Here is a 16,787-nt window from a genome sequence, read left to right as displayed (position 1 = left end):
GTGCGAAAGCGTGCCCAAGGGTGAGCCGGTCCGTCATGCAACGCCACACCATGTCCACAACGATGCGTGCCGATCCGGTTCTCGCGAAGTCCCCGAGGTGAGACTCAAGTCCCCCGCCGTGGGGCGGCGGGGGACAGTCCAACGTGACCCTACCCGTACAACGGTGCTACGACTGCAATCCGTTCAGACGCTTAGAACGTCTGACGGACACCCACGCGCACGAACGTCTGCGTCGCCGTGGCGGAGGAGATGCCGTTGCCCACGTCGCCGACCGAAGCCGTCGCCGAGACAACATTGCCGAACGTGTCGAGCGTGCTGCCCGACGCCTTCTGATAACCGACCAGACCGTACAGCGACGTGCGCTTCGACAGTGCGTAGTACGACGCGAAGTTCACCGTGTGGTACTTCGGACCGCCCGAACCCTTCACGTCGCTGCCTTGCGTGTAGTTGTACGCGCCGGCCAGACGCAGGGCCGGGGTGACCTGATACGCCACGGTCGCGCCGATCGTGTTGAACGTGAAGGTGCTCGCGAACGTCGACAGCGCGCCCGGCGTGTACTGCACGTTGCCGTACTGGATACCGACCTGCGTGGCGCCGAAGGTGTAGCTACCGGCGGCCGAGATGATGCGCTGGCTGGCGGCCGAGGCGAAGCCTTCGTTGATCGACGACGCGAACGTACCGTCGTACGAACCGGTCCACGTGCCCGATGCGCTGTACGAGTTCTGGGCTTGCAGGTAACCGACGCCGAAAGCGACCGGGCCGCTGGCGTACGAACCGCCGAAACCCCAGGTGTTCTGGTTCTTCACGCTACCCGGCTGACCGCCGAAGCCGTAGATCGCGCCGAACTGGAAGCCGCCGTACGTCGGGCTGGTCCACTTCACCGAGTTGTTCACGCGCGACTGGTTATCCTGCTGGTCGATGTCGCCCGGGTGCGCGCCCATGCCGGTCACGAACGTACCGGCGCTGATCGGGCCCACGAAGTCGACGATCGGATCGTACTGACGACCCAGCGTGAGCTTGCCGAGCGTAGCGCTTTGCAGACCCACCCACGATTGGCGACCGAACAGACGGCTGCCCTGGCCCATCGTGCCGTTACCGATGTTGAAGCCGTTTTCCACCTGGAAGATGGCCGAGTTGCCGCCGCCCAGATCTTCCGAACCCTTCAGACCCCAGCGATCGCCCGACCAGGTGCCACTGGCGAAGCCCCAGACCGAACCGTTGGTGTAGTTGATCGGTGCGCCCACGCCACCCTTGGAGTTGGCCGTGCGCTGACCGCTGGCATAACCCACGCCGGCATCGACGATACCGTACAGGGTCACGCTGCTTTGGGCGTAGACGGGAGCCATGATGCCGGCCATACCGCCGAGGCCGAGTGCAGCGAGAAGAATACGTTTCATAATATTAGTGGTCCTAAATTTATATTGCAGGAACATCACGAAAACGCGCCGGCAGTTCCCCGGTGTGGGTCGGTTGTCTTGAACTGCCGGCGTTACTTACCCGGGGGTGTCACCTCCGGGCAGTCCGGTGACGCTCAACCACGTGGCCACGGCCACGATCAGGGCGTCGATATCGTCGAAGCTCTCGGTGCCCGGCACGGCCGGTGCATCGAGGACGGTGAAAACCGGCTTGCGCCACTGAAGCCCCAGCGCGATCTCCGAGAGCGTGCCGAGCCCGCCGCCTACGGCGACAAGGCAGATGGACGCACGGGCGATCAGGGCGTTGCGCGTGATGCCGAGCCCGGTCGGCAGGGCCACGCTCAGATGCGGGTTGGCGTCGCTGGCGTGATCCTCGGGCAGCAGGCCGATCACGATGCCACCGGCTGCGGACGCGCCGGCGGAGGCGGCTTCCATGACACCCCCCTTGCCGCCGCACACCAATGCGACACCGGCGGCTGCCAGCGCTTCGCCGATGCACTGCGCGGCGTAGAGTTGCGCGGGCGTGGCTTCGCGCGGACCGATGAGGCCTACGGGTGTCACGTGACGCGACGGGCCCGCCTGCCGGGCGGCCAGTTGATCGAGGGCGTGGCGGGCCGCAGCCGACCACTCATTGAGGATGACGCCGTACAAGACACTCTCCGAGAGCGAGCACACCGCTGCACACGGCCATCAAGACGAGGGACAGCGCGGCAGCTTGAGGGAAATTCGTTTGCCCGTCCGACATCTTCAGGAACATGAGCAACGGCAGGATGTTGATTTGCGTACCGGCCAGCGCGAGCGCCGTGCCGTAGGTGCCGAGGGCAATTGAGGTGACCAGGCACCACGCGGCGGCGAGCGTCGGCCACAGTTCGCGCAACGCCACGTCGATGATCGCGCGCAGCGGTGTCGCCCCCAGCGTGAGCGCGGCTTCGATGGGGCGACGATCCAGATTGGCGACGGCGGGATAGACCATCAACGCCACCCGCGGGATCAGGTAGTACGCGTACGCGGCGACGAGCCCCGGTGCGGTGTAGATCAGCGCGCCGAAACGCACCGGGTCTGCGCCGAGCGAGGCGAGCGTCATCGTGACGAACCCCGAACGGCCGAACGCCAGAATGAAGCCGTAGGCGATGACCAGACCCGAGAAGGCGAGCGGCACGCCCATCGCCGCGAGCCAGAGGCGTCGGCGGCGCGGCGTTTGACGCGCCAACGTGACGGCGAGCAACGCACCGACGATCAGCGAGACGGTGCCCGCGCCGATGGCGAGACCCATCGAGTTGACGAGGGCGTCGCGTACCAGCGGATCGAGCGCAATGGCCGAGAACGCCGCGCCATGTCCCTCGAAGGCCGCCACGACCAGCGCCGCGAGCGGCAAGCCGAAGCCGAGCACGAGCAGCACGGCGGCGGGCAGGCCGCCGAAGCGGCGCACCCAGCCGCGCGGCGTGTCCTTGCCACGCGGCAGGCCGGCGTGCGGCTGGGGCCGATGAGGCTCTCCGGACGCGAGGGTCCCGGCGGTCTCTGCGGTCCCGACGGTGCGCGCTGATGTCATGTTGCGCGAACTCACTTGGCGAGCGCGGCGGCCGACCACAGACGGTCGACTTCCGCCTTCTGCGCGGCAGCGCGGGCGACGTCGAGCGGGTGGACCTGCGGGGCATCCGGCATGCGGGCGCGCATTTCCGCCGTGAACGGCGTGCCCGGCACCGCGGGGCGCACATAGCCTTGGGCGAACAGCGACTGACCGACCGGGCTCATGATGAGGTTGAGCCACAGCTTGGCGGCTTCCGGATTCGGGCCGTTCTTGACCAGACTGATCGCATACGGCGCCGACACCGTGGCTTCCTTCGGAATCACGACTTGCGCGGCGTCGCCCATGCCGTCGGTGTACTTGGCTTTCAGACCGTCGTTCTCGTAGCCGATGAGAATCGGAATCTCACCCTTGACGAACTTGGCGTACGGCGTCGTGCCTTCGACACGCATCACGTTGCCGGCGTCGCGCAGCTTGCCGAAGAAGTCCGCACCCGGCTTCGGGTTGTCGACGTTGCCGCCGAAAGCATATGCGGCGGCGAACACGGCGACCTGTCCCTGGCCGGTCGAGCGCGGGTCCAGATACACCACGGCGTTCTTGTACTCGGGCTTGAGCAGATCGGCCCACGACTGCGGCACGTGCTTGACCAGCTTCGTGTTCACGAGGAACGCGATGTTGAGCGAGTGGATCGTGAACCAGCGGCCGTCGTTGTCGCGGAAGACCTTCGGCAGCGTGTCGAAGTTGATCGGTTTGAACGGAGCGACGACATCCTTTTGCACGGCGTCGAGTGCCGAGCCTGCGAAGTAGTAGGCCGTGTCGGCCTGCGGGCGGCGACGCGACTTGTCGAGCGCAGTGACGGTCGCAGCCGAGCCGATGTCGTTATACGTGATTTCGACCTTCGGATAGCGCTTGCGGAACTCGGCGAACAGCGCCTTCCAGTTTGCCCACTCCGGCCCGGTGTCGAACGAGACGACGAGACCTTCTTCGGCAGCCTTGGCGTACAGCTCGGCTTCGCCCGGGTAGAGCGGGGCAGCCGCCGTCGCCTGTGCGCCGCTTTGCGCAAAGGCCGAGGGGGCCGCAGCCGTCAGCAGGGCGAATGATGCCGCGAGCGTGGCCAGTGCGGGCAGGGCGCGCGTGCGCAGGGAAGGAAGGGGGTGAATCATCGACATGGCTCCGTGTGGGGCATCAGGTAAGGAATTCGTATTGCGGGGCATTTCTGCGGGCGTCATGTGTGTCGTCTCAGTTGACGACAGGCGGCAGGACACGCAGATGCGCCGGGTCCAGCGCGATGGCGAACGAGGCCGGCTTGCGGCTCTCACCGAGCAACGGCGTCGTGGCGCCTTCGGGCAGGAAATCGAAGCGGCACGTCGCGCCGAAGAAGCGCACCGCGCACGGATGTCCGTTCAGGCGGTTCAGGGTGCTCACGGGCGGATCGCACTCGATATGCTCGGGCCGAACCAGCAGCGAGACGGCTGCACCCGGACGCCACGCGCTGGTGTCCACGTGCAGCTCGGCAAAGCCGGTGTCGACCATGCCTGGACGCGCCACGCGCGCCGGCAGAACCGTTGACAGGCCAGTAAAGCTTGCGACCGTGGCGCAGGCTGGGGCGTCGTAAAGACGCTGTGGCGTATCGATCTGCAACAGGCGGCCGTTATCGATGACGGCGACACGGTCGGCGAGACTCAGGGCTTCGTCGCGATCGTGCGTGACGATGAGCGTCGTTGCGCCGCTGGCTTGCTGCAACGCGCGTATTTCGTCGCGCAATTGCTGACGGATACCGGCGTCGAGCGCGGCGAGCGGTTCGTCGAGCAGCAGCACGCGCGGCGAGACGGCCAGTGCGCGCGCCAATGCCACGCGTTGCTGTTGTCCACCGGAAAGCGACGTCGGGCGACGCGCAGCGAATTCAGCCAGTCCGACGCGGCTCAGCATGTCGAGCGCCGCACGCTGGCGCTGCGCCGTTTTCACCCCTTGCATGCGCAGCCCATAGGCGACGTTATCGATCACGCTCAGATGCGGGAACAGCGCGTACTGCTGGAACACCATGCCGACGTGACGACGCCAGACCGGCACGCCGCCGAGATCGTCTCCACCGATGGCGATGCGACCGCGATAGCCGTCGAGCAAGCCGGCGACGAGGCGCAGCACCGTCGATTTGCCGGAGCCGCTGCGGCCCATCACGGCAAGCAATTCGCCCTGGCGGGCTTTCAGGCTGACATCGTCCAGACCGTGGCTGGCGCCGGCGTACCGGAAGCTGACGTTTTCGAGAATGAGGCTCATGAACTGACCTTCTGACGGGATGCCGCAACGATCGACAGGCCGGTCGCGGCGAGCGCAAGCACGAGCAGCACGACGGTGGCGGCGCAGGCGAAACCGGTCGCGCCGTAGAACGCCTGGAGCAGCACCACCGGATAGTTGCGATAGCGGAAACCCGCGATGAGATTGGAAATCTGGAATTCGCCGATGGACAGCGCCGCGACCATCACGAGCCCCGCCACGAGGCTGTGCGTGAGGTTCGGCACGGCGATGGTCAGGAACTGGCGCAGCGGCGAGGCGCCCAGCGTGGCGGCGCAGTCTTCGAGTTTGGCGATGTCGAGATGACGCAGGTCGGCGAGCAGTGTCTGCGTGAGGTACGGCAGCGTGAGCACGGCGTGGGCCAACACGAGCAGCCAGAGCGAACCGAGCCAGGGCAGCGTGTCGCCGCTGAACACGGCGATGTAGCCGAAGCCCAGTGTGAGCGCGGGTACGGCGACCGGCAGCAGCGTGACCAGACGCGCGATGGCGCCGCGCCCGCTACGCGACCGGTGATGAAGCGTGTAGGCGAGCGGCAGGCCGACGAGTGCGGTCAACACGCAGCAGGCGAGCGCCACGATGAGGCTCGTGGAGAACGCGCGTCGGAAAGACGGATCGCCGGCCAGATCGACGAACCAGTGTCCGGTGATGCCGGTCGGCAACACGGTGTTCGTCCACGTCTGCCCGAAAGCGCCGACGAGCAGCAGGAGCACGGGCAAGCCCAGATAGATCAGAAACAGCGCGGCAACGGCTCGCACGATCCACACGAGGATGCTCGTCTTCGGCTGTGACTGCGAATGCCCGTCGGCCCCGGTCTCGGCAGGGGCTGGACTGTGCCGGGGTGGCACAGTTTGGGCAAGGCGGTCGGCGTGGACGTCGGACATCGGGGAAACCTGAACGGCATACGGTTACGAATTCGCTTCGGTCGACCGGAACGCTGGCTATCCCTTGCCGCAGAACGAACACCATGGGATGGCGCAGCAGACAGCCGGATCGACGTTGGGCGAGAGTTTCGTGCGCTGAAATGTCATCGTCATGAAGAAAACACACAAATCGGGCATCGTGCTGTGCGAAAACGGAACAGTTGGCGGATCGCAAAACGCGTCTGCCATCGCACAAGAACTCGCACGCGCCCACGCCAGCCACGGCTTTCGAGCCTTTACTCATGCGCCATTGCTATCCGAACGTCGCCGAATTGCTTGCCTTCACCAGTGCGGCAAGACACTTGAATTTTTCTCGTGCCGCCCGTGAGTTGGGTCTGACGCCGAGCGCGGTGAGCCGCCAGATCGCGTCTCTGGAGGAACTGGTGGGCACAGCGTTATTTGTGCGCGAGGGCCGTCATCTGGTGTTGACCGAGGCCGGACGCCGCTATCATGACCGGGTGGCCGAGCCGCTGCGCGAGATCGGGAACGCTTCGCTTGAGCTCATGACATCGCGCGGCGAGAGCGATTTGCTGACGATTGCCAGCGTGCCGACGTTCACGACCAAATGGCTGATTCCCCGGTTACCGGATTTTCTGGCCAGCACGCCGGGCGTGACGCTGAGCTTCAGCCGTCACCTGGCGCATGGCGACGCGTTCCCGTTCACGCTGGACGCCGCCGTACGCTATGGCGATGGCGCCTGGGAAGGTGTCGTGAGCGAGTATCTGGACGGTCGTCGCTTCGTGCCGGTGTGCGCGCCGTCGTTTCTCGCGCGGTATCCGTTGACGAGCGTGGAGGACATTGCGCGCGCGCCGAGGCTGGTGCACAACCAGGCCGAGGAAGTCTGGGGCACATGGGCGGCGTGTTACGACGTGGCGCCGCATGCACAGCGCCCCGGGCCGCGCTTCGAACAGTATTCGGTATTGCTACAGGCGGCCGAGGCGGGCATGGGCGTGGGGATGGTGCCGGCGTTTCTCACGCGCGACGCGATGGAGGCCGGGCGTCTCGTGGTCCCCGTGGAGGCCGGCGTCGATGTGCCGCGTCACGGCCATTACCTGTGTTACCCGCGAGAGCGGCTGCAACAGCGGTCGGCCTTGCGACAATTTCGCGAATGGATGCTGAGTCAGGCATCCCAGGGATAAATGAGCGACATGCCCACCCTGCGTCATCGATTTCGTTTCACTTTCCTCACGAGTTTCGTCGCCCGGACGTTTCTCACCCTCACGTTGCTCACCATGATCCACCCCGATGCTGTCGCGGCGCAGGGCGAATGTCCGGCACCGCCGCCGGGCAGCCCGGACATTCGCGCGATGGGGTATTACTCGGACGCCGCCAGTTCAGTCATCGACCCGAAGCTCAAGGCGCAGAACGCTGCGGCGGTGAAACCGCTCAACGACTTTTCGGCGCATGTTGCCAGGATGGCCGATGTCTACGCGAAAGAGGGCGATGAGACCGCCGCCCGCTGCGCGCTGACGTGGCTCGACGCATGGGCCGCCAGCGGGGCGATGCTCGGTCGCATGGAGCACGTGACATGGAGATGGCGCGCAAGCGCCGGGCGCTGCATTACCACGACTACGCCACGGCGCCACTGGTGCTGATGGCCGAGTTGGCGCGTCTTCGCGGAGACGACTGGTATGCCTATCGCCCGGGCGCGCTGGAACGTCTCGCGGCACGTGTGGCAGACGGCTACCGCGATCCGGCGTGGTTCAACGCGCAGGCGGGCGTCGTGCAGGAGACGGCAACGCCCAAGGCGTCGAGCGGCTGGGTCGAGTTCTACCGCCGGCGCTCCCCTGATCCCGGGCGTTTCGATGCGATGCACGCCGACGGACCGTACAAGGATCCGCGAATGGGCGGCAACCTGACGTGGATGGCGACGAACGGCATCGTGCCGTCGCCGCAGTAAGCACGTCGCGCCTGTCTCCCCGTCAGGCGACGCTCGTCGCCCGCGACGCGATCAGATCGTAGAGCGCTTGCGCGGCGGGCGAGAGTTGCGCGCCGCGCCGTGTGACGAGCACCAACGTGCGCGCCACGACCGGCTCGACCAGATCAACGACTCGGATCTCCGGATACGCGCCCCTTTGCAGTGCGAGGCGCGGCACCACCGCCGCAGCGACGCCCTCGGCCACCATCCCCACGGCCGTCGAACTGCGCTGCACTTCGAAGTGCGGTTGCAGATCGACATCGCCCAATGCGCCATCGAGTAATGCGCGGTTGGCATTGACCTGTCCGGCGAAGATCAGCGGATAGGGCGCGAGGCTGCGCCACGGCACCCGCCGCCGTCGGGCGAGTGGATGCGATGCGTGACAGATCAGCACGAACTGATCCTGTGCGACAGGCAACCCGATGAGATCCGCGTGACGCGAACCGGCGATGTGAATGCCGAACTCGGCTTCGCGGTGCAGCACGGCGTGCGTCACGGCTGACGACGAGTGATCGAGCACGCGCACGCGGTTATGCGGGAATTGCTGGGCATACGTCTGCAAGATGCTGGGCAGAAACTGCACGCCTGCCGTGGGCACGCAGGCGATCGACACGTCGCCGCGCGCGGCCTGACCGCTCTCGCGAATCTCGGTGAGCGCGTCGGACAACTCGTCGAGCAAGCGCCGCGCCTGCGGCAGGAAGTCGCGTCCAATCTGCGTGAGCGAGACCGACCGTGTCGTGCGCTCGAACAGCATGACCCCCAGATAATCTTCGAGCTTGCGCAGGCGCTGTGTGATTGCCGTCTGCGTCACCGCGAGCGCGTCTGCGGCGCTCTGGAAGCCGCCGCGATCCGCGATGGCGACGAAAGCCTGCACGCCAAGAATGTCGATTTTCATAAGAAAAATTGAGTAATCGGACAGATAAATTCATTTTACCGGGAATGAGACCGACGCCAGAATGCGTCCTGCGATCGCACCCATCCACCCCACAAATGCCTTAAACAAGGAGTGATCGATGTCTCAATTCCTCTCCCCCGAGGCGCTCGCGCGCCGTTATGCGACCATGGCCGACACGCTCGCCATCGTGCGTCGCCGTCTTGGGCATCCGCTGACCCTTTCCGAGTCGGTGCTGCTCGGGCACCTGCGCGATCCGCACACGCAATCGCTGGTGCCGGGCACGAGCTATCTCGCGCTCGACGTCGACCGTGTCATGTTTCAGGATGTCCTCGGTCAGACCGGCATGCTTCAGTTCATGCAGACAGGACGCGATCGGGTCGCGGTTCCCGCGAGCATTCATTGCGACCATCTGATTCAGGCGCGCGTCGAAGGGCGTGCGGATCTTCAGGCCTCTGTCGACGAGAACCGCGAGGTCTACGCGTTCCTGCGCAGTGCGGCGGCGAAATATGGCCTCGGATTCTGGGAGCCGGGCGCCGGCATCATTCATCAGGTCGTGCTGGAGAACTACGCGTATCCCGGCGCGCTACTCATCGGGACGGACTCGCATACGCCCAACGCTGGTGGTCTTGGGGCCTGCGCGGTTGGTGTGGGCGGTGCCGATGCTGTCGAGGCTTTGGCCGGGTTGCCGTGGGAAGTGCTTTATCCGAAGCGCATCGCCGTCTATCTGACGGGCTCGCTCAGTGGCTGGACGGCGCCCAAGGACGTGATTCTGCGCGTTGCCGGCGAGTTGACGGTGTCAGGCGGCACCAACGCCATCGTCGAATACATTGGCCCGGGCGCCCGGACGATCAGCGCGACGGGCAAGGCGACCATCACCAATATGGGCGCCGAGCTGGGCGCGACGACGTCGATGTTTCCGGCCGACGCTCGCATGCTCGACTACCTGCGTGCGACCGGTCGCGGCGATCTGGTGCCTGTGATCGAGGCGAACCTGAGTCTGCTGGCGCCGGACCCCGAAGTGGAGGCCGACCCGGAAGCGTATTACGACCGGGTGATTCGCATCGATCTGTCGACGCTGGCCCCGCATGTCGTGGGCCCGCACTCGCCGGACCGCGCACGCACGGTGGCGCAGTTGGCCGCGCAACTCAAGGCGATGGACGAATCGCGCACGGACGATGACGGTGACGTCCGGTCCGACACGATTTCGGCCGCGCTCATCGGCAGTTGTACCAATTCGTCGTACGAGGACATGAGCCGTGCTGCCGATATCGCCCGGCAGGCGCAGGCCTACGGACTGAAGGCGTCGGTGCCGTTCATGGTGACGCCGGGCTCGGAGCAGGTCCGCGCCACGATCGAGCGCGATGGTCAGCTTGCGGCCTTGTCGTCCATCGGCGGCACCGTGCTCGCCAATGCCTGTGGGCCATGCATCGGACAATGGCGTCGCGACGCGGCGGCCACCGGTGTGCCGAACACCATCGTGACGTCTTACAACCGGAACTTCCCCCGTCGCAACGATGGCTCGCCCAACACGATGAACCTGATTGCCAGCCCGGAGATCGTGACGGCGTGGGCGCTTGCCGGACGTCTCTCTTTCGATCCGCAGCACGACATGCTCACAGCACCTGACGGGGGAACGTTCCGGCTCGCGCCGCCTGCGGTCGCGCCCGAAGTGCCGCCGAAGGGCTTCACGCGTGGCGCGACACACTACATCGCACCGCCTGACGATGGTCGTGCGGTGGGCGTCAGCGTCGATCCGAATAGTGAACGAATTCAGGTGTTGCGACCGTGGCCGGCATGGAATGGCAACGACCCGAAGGGCATGCCGCTATTGATCAAGACGCGTGGCAAAACGACGACGGATCACATCTCACCGGCCGGGCCGTGGCTGAAGCTGCGCGGGCATCTGGAGCGCTTCAGCGACAACCTGCTCTCGGGCGGCACTAACGCGTTCACCGGCGCGACGGGACGCACCACGGACTGGCTTCATGGCGAGGACGACGTGACCCCGGCGCAAGCGGCTCGCGCGTATCGTGCAGCGGGCGTGCCGTGGGTCGTCGTCGGAGACTTCAACTACGGCGAGGGCAGCAGTCGGGAGCACGCGGCGCTGTCACCGCGTTTGCTCGGGGGCATGGCGGTCATTGCGCGGAGCTTCGCACGCATCCATGAGACCAACCTGAAAAAGCAGGGGCTGTTGGCGCTGACCTTCACGAATCCCGATGACTATGAACGCGTGCGGGCTGACGACCGGATCGATCTCGTCGGTCTGGCGGTGTTGGCGCCCGGAAAGGAAGTGCCGTGCGTGCTGCATCACGCCGACGGGACTCAAGAGACGATATCGCTGCGGCACAGCTACAGCGATGTGCAAATGGCTTGGTTCAGGGCCGGCTCGGCGTTGAACGTGGTGCCAAAACCGGCAAGCTGATGCGACGGCCGGACGGAGGACGCCAGAACGACTCACGAATGATTCGAATCTGCGCTTTTCCGTCCGGCTGCCAGGGCATTGCGGATCAACGCGACGCGCTTTGCCGCGTCGGCTGTCCCTTGGCTTCCAGCACTTGCGTGAACGACGTGTCGACGATCTTGCTGACGTCGAACCGGTTCGGAAGCGCGCCGGTCTGCGTCAGGAAGTCGCTCGTGCCCTGATAGTCGGCCACGGCCTGCTTGTCGACGGCGTCGATGGTCATGCCCGCCTGACCGATCCAGTGACGTGCGACGTCACGGTCCAGGCCTGCCTTCTTCGCCCACTGATCGGCGTAGACGTCTTTGTGGCTCTCCACCCAGGCGCGTGCCTTTTGCTGACGCACGAGGAAGTCGGCGATGGCCTCACGTTTCGCGCCCACCGACGGCGCATACGCGGCAACGCTGCTCAGACCGGGCATGAGATTGCGCGCCGTGATGATCCGACGCGCGCCGTTGTGCACGACCTGCTGCGAGATGTACGGCTCCCAGACCGGGAACGCGTCGATGGCGCCATTGGGCAACGCCACGGCGGCATCGATCGGCATGAGCTTGACGAACTGCACATAATCTGTGGGCAAGCCCGTTTTTTCCAGTGCACGCAGCGTCAGTTGCTGACTCCAGGCGCCGGGCCAGTAGGCAACCTTCTTGCCCTTGAGGTCCTGAATCGACTTCACCGGCGAATCCTTCGGCACGAGCAGCGCAATCGTGTCCGGGTTCTGACGCGAGACGGCGATCAGTTTGACCGGCGCCCCTTTCGCCGCGAGGAACAGGAAGCCCGAATCGCCGAGGAAGCCGAGGTCGAGCGCACGGGCGTTGAGGCCTTCGGCAACCGGGGCGGCGAGCGGCGCGGCAATCACGCCGGGACGATAGGCGAGCAGGATGCCCAGCCGTTGCGTTGCTGCTGCTACATGACTGCTGACGAGGCTGCCTTCGGGGCCGTTGGAGAAATAGCCGATCCGCGCCACAGGCCTACGCCGGTTTGTCGGCTCGCCTATGCCGCCCTTTGAGGCTTTGGCTTACCAGCCGTGCAGCCGCGGCCACGTTGCGAGATCGTGCGCCGGATCGATCGCGTGGTACTCGGGGAACTGCGCCCCCGTCGCACACGCGTGATTCGGCAGGATGCGCAACAGCGTGCCGATGGGAAAGCGCGCGACGATATCGGGATCAGGTTCGCCTTCGCGCGAGAGGATGCCATGTTCCTGATTGGCGCCGCTCAGCACATAGCCCGGCACGACGCTGCCGTCGATGCGGCACACCTGACCGTAGCCGAAATCGCGCTTCTGCTTTTGTGTACCACGGTCGCGACTCATGGCCATCCAGCCGGCGTCGACGATGGCCCAGCCCTTGTCGGCCTGATGCCCGATGACCGTGGTCAGCACGCTCAGTGCCAGTTCGTCCGTCGTGCAAACGCCCACGTTGTGCATGACGAGATCGAAGAACACATATACCCCGGCACGGACTTCGGTCACACCTTCGAGATGGCGGGCAGCGAGTGCCGTCGGCGTCGAGCCGACGCTCACGACCGGGCACGGCAGCCCGGCCTCGCGCAAACGTGTTGCTGCCAGCACGCAACCGGCACGCTCCTGTTCCGCGATGGCGGCGAGCGCTTCCGGCGTGTCGAAGTCGTAGCTGGAACCTGCGTGGGTCATCACGCCGCCGAGCGTGGCGCCGCCGTCTTGCAGAACATGGGCAACGTCGAGCAGCGCGTCTTCGTCGGGGCGGATCCCCGAGCGGTGCCCGTCGGTATCGATCTCGATCCAGACTTCGAACGTCTCACCGAACTCTGCGCCGAACGCGACGATGGCCTGGGCCGACGCTACGCTGTCGGTGATGATCTTCAGGTCGCAGCCGCGCCGCCGCAATGCCAGCGCAGCGGGCAGTTTGCTGGCCACCATGCCGACCGCGTAGAGGATGTCCGTCACGCCGTCGTCGAAGAAGCGCGCAGCTTCCTTGAGCGTGGATACGGTGATGCCCGCCGCGCCTGCGGCGATTTGCGCGTGAGCCACTTCCACGCACTTGCTGGTCTTGACGTGAGGCCGGAAGCGCACGCCCAGCGTGTCCATGCGCGACTGCATGCGCTGGATGTTGTGCTGCATGCGCGGCACATCGATGATGGCGGCGGGAGTGTCGAGCGCCTGCAAGGCGGCGAGCGGGACAGGCGTGGCAGGCGTGAAATTAGGCGTCGAGGTCATGTCGCTGGAGCTCGTGAGGGAGTCTGACGTGGGTATTACGCGTGGGAGTGAAAATGACGCAGCCAGTCGAGCGCCGGTGCGAGCGTCGGCGCTTCGCTGTCCGGTGCAGGCGCGCCATCGGGGCGAGACAGGCCGACACGGTTGTGCCAGAACGTGCGCAGACCGACCGCCGACGTACCGAACAGGTCGTAACCGGAGCCTGCGACGAACGCGGCGTCACTGGGATCGACACCCAGCTTGTCGAGCGCCATGCGATAGGGGCGCGGATCCGGCTTGTAGAACCCGGCTTCTTCAGACGTCACCACGACATCCCACTCGAAACCGTCGGTAGCGAGCAGCGACGCCGCCTGATGGCCGAGCGTCTTCGAACAGTTCGTGACGACGGCCAGCTTGCAGTGCGGACGCAGCGCCTGAAGCAACTCGCGCGCGCCGTCCCAGGCGGGCAGCGTGATCCACTCGGCTTCCAGCGCTTGCGGAGCCGACGGCGGCAGGCCGACGTGTTCGGCCGCTTCGCGCACGAGCTGTTCATAACTGACGTAGGCACCACAGCCGTAAGTGCGGCGCAGGTACTCGGCGCGCCAGGTGCGGCCAGCGGTCTCGCTACCGGCGGCGCGATTCCACACCGTCCACGAGTCGAGTAACGCGGTCAGCAGATCGAAGAGCACGGCGCGCGGCCAGTTGGCGTCGTTCTTGGGGGATATGTTGGACATGTCGGCCTCTGTCTTCATAGGCGGGATGGTGAATAGGGTGCAGTGACATGACGCAGTGTAGGAAGGATAGGGTGTGCCGTGGTTAAATGACGGCACATCCAACATTAATCTCAGGTTAATGATCCAGCTCGAAGACCTGCGCCTGATCGAGGCGCTGTCGCAGTCGGCGTCGCTCAGTGCGGCGGCGCGCATGCTCAACGTGACCCCACCGGCGCTTTCGACGCGTTTGCGCAAGCTCGAAGCAACGCTGGGGCTGGCGCTCGCCACGCGCACGTCGCGCCAACTGAGCCTGACGGCCGAAGGAGAGCGGCTCGCCCGTGAAGGCTCGGCGCTGCTCGCGCAACTGGAAGCGCTTCCTGAATCGTTCCGTCATGAAGACAAGCGATTGACCGGGACGTTGCGGATTTCAGCGCCGTTCGGTTACGGGCGGCATCATGTGGCGCCGGTGCTGGCGCGCTTCGGCCTGCTGCATCCGGAACTGACCTTGCAATTCGACCTGCGCGAGACGCCGTGGCCCGACAAGCATGATTCGGACGCCGTCATCCACGTGGGAACCGTCAGAGACTCGTCTTGGATCGCACGGCCGCTGGCGCCTAACGATCGATGGCTGTGTGCCAGTCCGGCGTATCTGCAACGCCATGGGGTGCCGCCGGACCCGCAAGCGCTATTGCAGCACCGGTGCATATGCATTCGGGAGAACGACGAAGACGTGACGTTATGGCGATTCCGGCGACCCGCGAAGGCGGCGGTGAAGTCGTCAGCGAAGTCGACGGCGACGCCCGGACGTCAAACCACCCGTGACAGCGTGCGCGTGGTGCCTGCCTGCACGACCAACGACGGCAGTGTCGCGCGCGAATGGGCCGAGCAGGGACTGGGGCTGGTGTTGCGCTCGGAGTGGGACACCCGGGAAGCCGTCGCTGCCGGACGCCTTGTGCGCGTGCTCGCCGATTGGGACTTCGAGAGCGCCCCCGTCACGTTGCTGGTGCCCACGCGCCGCGGGCGGACCGCACGACTGCAAGCGCTGATGGCCTTTCTGGAGGACGCGTTGGCCGCCATGGCCCCCGCGCGTAACCCGAGCCGCCCGAGCCGCCCGAGCCGATGAGTGTCGTCAGGCGGGTTGCTGCGCCAGTCGGGCGCTGACCGAGCGCGCCCGGTTCGCGAGCACGCTGCAAAGCAGCAACAGGATGGCCGTCATGAAGAACACCGCAGGCAGTCCGAAGAGCACCGCGATCTGGCCACCGAGGATGGGGCCGATCACCTGACCGCCGAACTGCGCCGACTGAAGGTAGCCGAGCAACTTGCCGGTGCTGCGTTCGTCGACCGCATGACGGGCCAGCTTGCCGATGGCGGGCAGCAGACCTGCCAGCGTCATCCCCATCAATACCCGCAGTGCCGCCAGTTGCCACCATTCGGTCACGAACGCTTGCGGCACCATCACCAGCGCCGTCGCGATCAGGCAGCCAACGATCACACGCCAACTGCCGATCCGGTCGGCCAATGCACCGAGCTTTGCCGCAGTGAGCATGCTGCCGAGCGCCGAGCTCGCCATCACCACACCGGCCACGCGCGTGAGATGCGCCCCGTCGACGCCCAATTGACCGATGTAGACGGTGATGATCGGCTCGATGGACATATTCGCGAGCAACACCATCATCCCGGTAAAGAGAATGGCAGCGATGATGCCCACACGCGCGCGCGGCATGCGCGTTTGCGTCGTCGCTTCGGTGCGACGCTTGCTGTCGCGTGTGCGGTCGAAGTCTTCGCGTACGCCGAAGATGGTAAGCAGCGCGGTGACCGAGATCATGCCCGCGCAGGCGAAGAACGTGCCGCGAATGCCCAGCAATGGCGGTAGCAGGCCGCCGATCAGCGGGCCGGTCAGATTCCCGGCGAGCGCACCGGTGGACAGCACGCCCAGCGCCCATCCGGCGCGATCGCGCGGCGCCTGCGTGCCGATCATGACCGTCGACGCGGAAGCGTAGCCGCCGATCAGGCCCGTCAGCAATCGCAGGGCGACGAGTTGGTAGACGTTGTGTGCAATGCCGATTAGCGACGTCACGATCACCATGCCGACAGCCGCACGAATGAGCATCGGTCGACGTCCGAAGCGGTCGGCGAGATGTCCCCAGATCGGCGCGGTGACGGCGGTGCCGAGAAACGTCGCACTGAACGCGACGCCGGACCATTGGATCACGGCCGATTCCGGCGCGACGCCGAGTTGTTTGACGTACAGCGGCAGGAACGGCAGCAGCATGCTCAGACCGGCGAGCGTCGTGAACGAGCCAAAGACGCAGATCGCCAGATTACGCTGCCAGTAGCGATGATTCCGCTCGGTGTAACCGGCGCTGGGGGAAACGGATGAAGACGGGGGAGTCACAAAAGCCTCTGTATTTCGCGGATCACGAACGCGGCAGCCAGTCGCGACGCGTGGCGCTGGTCATCGGGCACGTTGCGCATGTCGAT

The 16,787-nt window shown here is 65.7% G+C and carries 16 protein-coding genes; 5 read left to right on the top strand and 11 right to left on the bottom strand.

The window, feature by feature from the left end:
- Window positions 1–191: 191 nt before the first annotated feature.
- The 6 genes from PCA20602_RS05065 to PCA20602_RS05040 form a co-directional block, all read right to left on the bottom strand.
- A complete protein-coding gene (locus PCA20602_RS05065) occupies window positions 192–1,397 on the bottom strand; it encodes a porin (protein WP_150720260.1) in 1,206 nt (401 codons plus the stop codon).
- A gap of 96 nt (window positions 1,398–1,493) precedes the next feature.
- A complete protein-coding gene (locus PCA20602_RS05060; protein ID WP_246182037.1) occupies window positions 1,494–2,066 on the bottom strand; it encodes a TIGR00725 family protein in 573 nt (190 codons plus the stop codon).
- Window positions 2,044–2,964, bottom strand: a complete 921-nt coding sequence (locus PCA20602_RS05055) for an ABC transporter permease (protein WP_150720259.1) — start codon at window positions 2,962–2,964, stop codon at window positions 2,044–2,046. Before PCA20602_RS05055 ends, PCA20602_RS05060 begins: the two co-directional genes overlap by 23 nt.
- An 11-nt stretch (window positions 2,965–2,975) precedes the next feature.
- Window positions 2,976–4,103 carry an extracellular solute-binding protein gene (locus PCA20602_RS05050; RefSeq protein ID WP_150720258.1) on the bottom strand — a complete coding sequence of 376 codons (1,128 nt, stop codon included), beginning with the start codon at window positions 4,101–4,103 and terminating at the stop codon, window positions 2,976–2,978.
- A gap of 76 nt (window positions 4,104–4,179) precedes the next feature.
- A complete protein-coding gene (locus PCA20602_RS05045; RefSeq protein ID WP_150720257.1) occupies window positions 4,180–5,217 on the bottom strand; it encodes an ABC transporter ATP-binding protein in 1,038 nt (345 codons plus the stop codon).
- The gene (locus tag PCA20602_RS05040) at window positions 5,214–6,113 is read right to left on the bottom strand and encodes an ABC transporter permease (protein ID WP_083253966.1); all 900 of its coding nucleotides are present in this window, start codon (window positions 6,111–6,113) and stop codon (window positions 5,214–5,216) included. Before PCA20602_RS05040 ends, PCA20602_RS05045 begins: the two co-directional genes overlap by 4 nt.
- Window positions 6,114–6,394: 281 nt before the next feature.
- Here PCA20602_RS05040 and PCA20602_RS05035 point away from each other — a divergent pair, with 281 nt between their 5' ends.
- Genes PCA20602_RS05035 through PCA20602_RS26335 form a run of 3 tightly spaced genes read left to right on the top strand, consistent with a single transcriptional unit; the run spans window position 6,395 to window position 8,052 of the window.
- Window positions 6,395–7,291: a LysR substrate-binding domain-containing protein gene (locus tag PCA20602_RS05035; protein WP_150720560.1), complete on the top strand. Its 897-nt coding sequence runs from the start codon at window positions 6,395–6,397 to the stop codon at window positions 7,289–7,291.
- Window positions 7,292–7,747, top strand: a complete 456-nt coding sequence (locus PCA20602_RS26340) for an alginate lyase family protein (RefSeq protein WP_246182036.1) — start codon at window positions 7,292–7,294, stop codon at window positions 7,745–7,747.
- Window positions 7,687–8,052, top strand: coding sequence for an alginate lyase family protein (locus PCA20602_RS26335; RefSeq protein ID WP_246182035.1), 366 nt, complete (start codon window positions 7,687–7,689; stop codon window positions 8,050–8,052). The genes PCA20602_RS26340 and PCA20602_RS26335 overlap by 61 nt, the downstream gene beginning before the upstream one ends.
- Window positions 8,053–8,074: 22 nt before the next feature.
- On the opposite strand, the gene PCA20602_RS05025 is transcribed toward PCA20602_RS26335, so the two are convergent.
- The gene (locus tag PCA20602_RS05025) at window positions 8,075–8,965 is read right to left on the bottom strand and encodes a LysR family transcriptional regulator (RefSeq protein WP_150720256.1); all 891 of its coding nucleotides are present in this window, start codon (window positions 8,963–8,965) and stop codon (window positions 8,075–8,077) included.
- A gap of 118 nt (window positions 8,966–9,083) precedes the next feature.
- Here PCA20602_RS05025 and PCA20602_RS05020 point away from each other — a divergent pair, with 118 nt between their 5' ends.
- The gene (locus tag PCA20602_RS05020; protein WP_150720255.1) at window positions 9,084–11,387 is read left to right on the top strand and encodes an aconitate hydratase; all 2,304 of its coding nucleotides are present in this window, start codon (window positions 9,084–9,086) and stop codon (window positions 11,385–11,387) included.
- 85 nt (window positions 11,388–11,472) lie between these two features.
- On the opposite strand, the gene PCA20602_RS05015 is transcribed toward PCA20602_RS05020, so the two are convergent.
- Genes PCA20602_RS05015 through PCA20602_RS05005 form a run of 3 tightly spaced genes read right to left on the bottom strand, consistent with a single transcriptional unit; the run spans window position 11,473 to window position 14,327 of the window.
- Window positions 11,473–12,390, bottom strand: coding sequence for an aliphatic sulfonate ABC transporter substrate-binding protein (locus PCA20602_RS05015; protein WP_246182034.1), 918 nt, complete (start codon window positions 12,388–12,390; stop codon window positions 11,473–11,475).
- Between the two features lie 51 nt (window positions 12,391–12,441).
- Window positions 12,442–13,617 carry a DSD1 family PLP-dependent enzyme gene (locus PCA20602_RS05010; protein ID WP_150720253.1) on the bottom strand — a complete coding sequence of 392 codons (1,176 nt, stop codon included), beginning with the start codon at window positions 13,615–13,617 and terminating at the stop codon, window positions 12,442–12,444.
- A gap of 35 nt (window positions 13,618–13,652) precedes the next feature.
- On the bottom strand, window positions 13,653–14,327 hold the full coding sequence (locus tag PCA20602_RS05005) for an HAD family hydrolase (protein WP_150720252.1): 675 nt from the start codon (window positions 14,325–14,327) through the stop codon (window positions 13,653–13,655).
- 118 nt (window positions 14,328–14,445) lie between these two features.
- Here PCA20602_RS05005 and PCA20602_RS05000 point away from each other — a divergent pair, with 118 nt between their 5' ends.
- The gene (locus PCA20602_RS05000) at window positions 14,446–15,429 is read left to right on the top strand and encodes a LysR family transcriptional regulator (protein WP_150720559.1); all 984 of its coding nucleotides are present in this window, start codon (window positions 14,446–14,448) and stop codon (window positions 15,427–15,429) included.
- Window positions 15,430–15,435: 6 nt separating this feature from the next.
- On the opposite strand, the gene PCA20602_RS04995 is transcribed toward PCA20602_RS05000, so the two are convergent.
- Window positions 15,436–16,701: an MFS transporter gene (locus PCA20602_RS04995; RefSeq protein ID WP_150720251.1), complete on the bottom strand. Its 1,266-nt coding sequence runs from the start codon at window positions 16,699–16,701 to the stop codon at window positions 15,436–15,438.
- Window positions 16,702–16,787: the final 86 nt, after the last annotated feature.

Origin of the sequence: Pandoraea capi (assembly GCF_902459735.1) — a bacterium.
In the GTDB taxonomy this organism is placed as follows: Bacteria; Pseudomonadota; Gammaproteobacteria; order Burkholderiales; family Burkholderiaceae; genus Pandoraea; species Pandoraea capi.
This window is presented reverse-complemented; position numbering and strand designations above follow the sequence as displayed.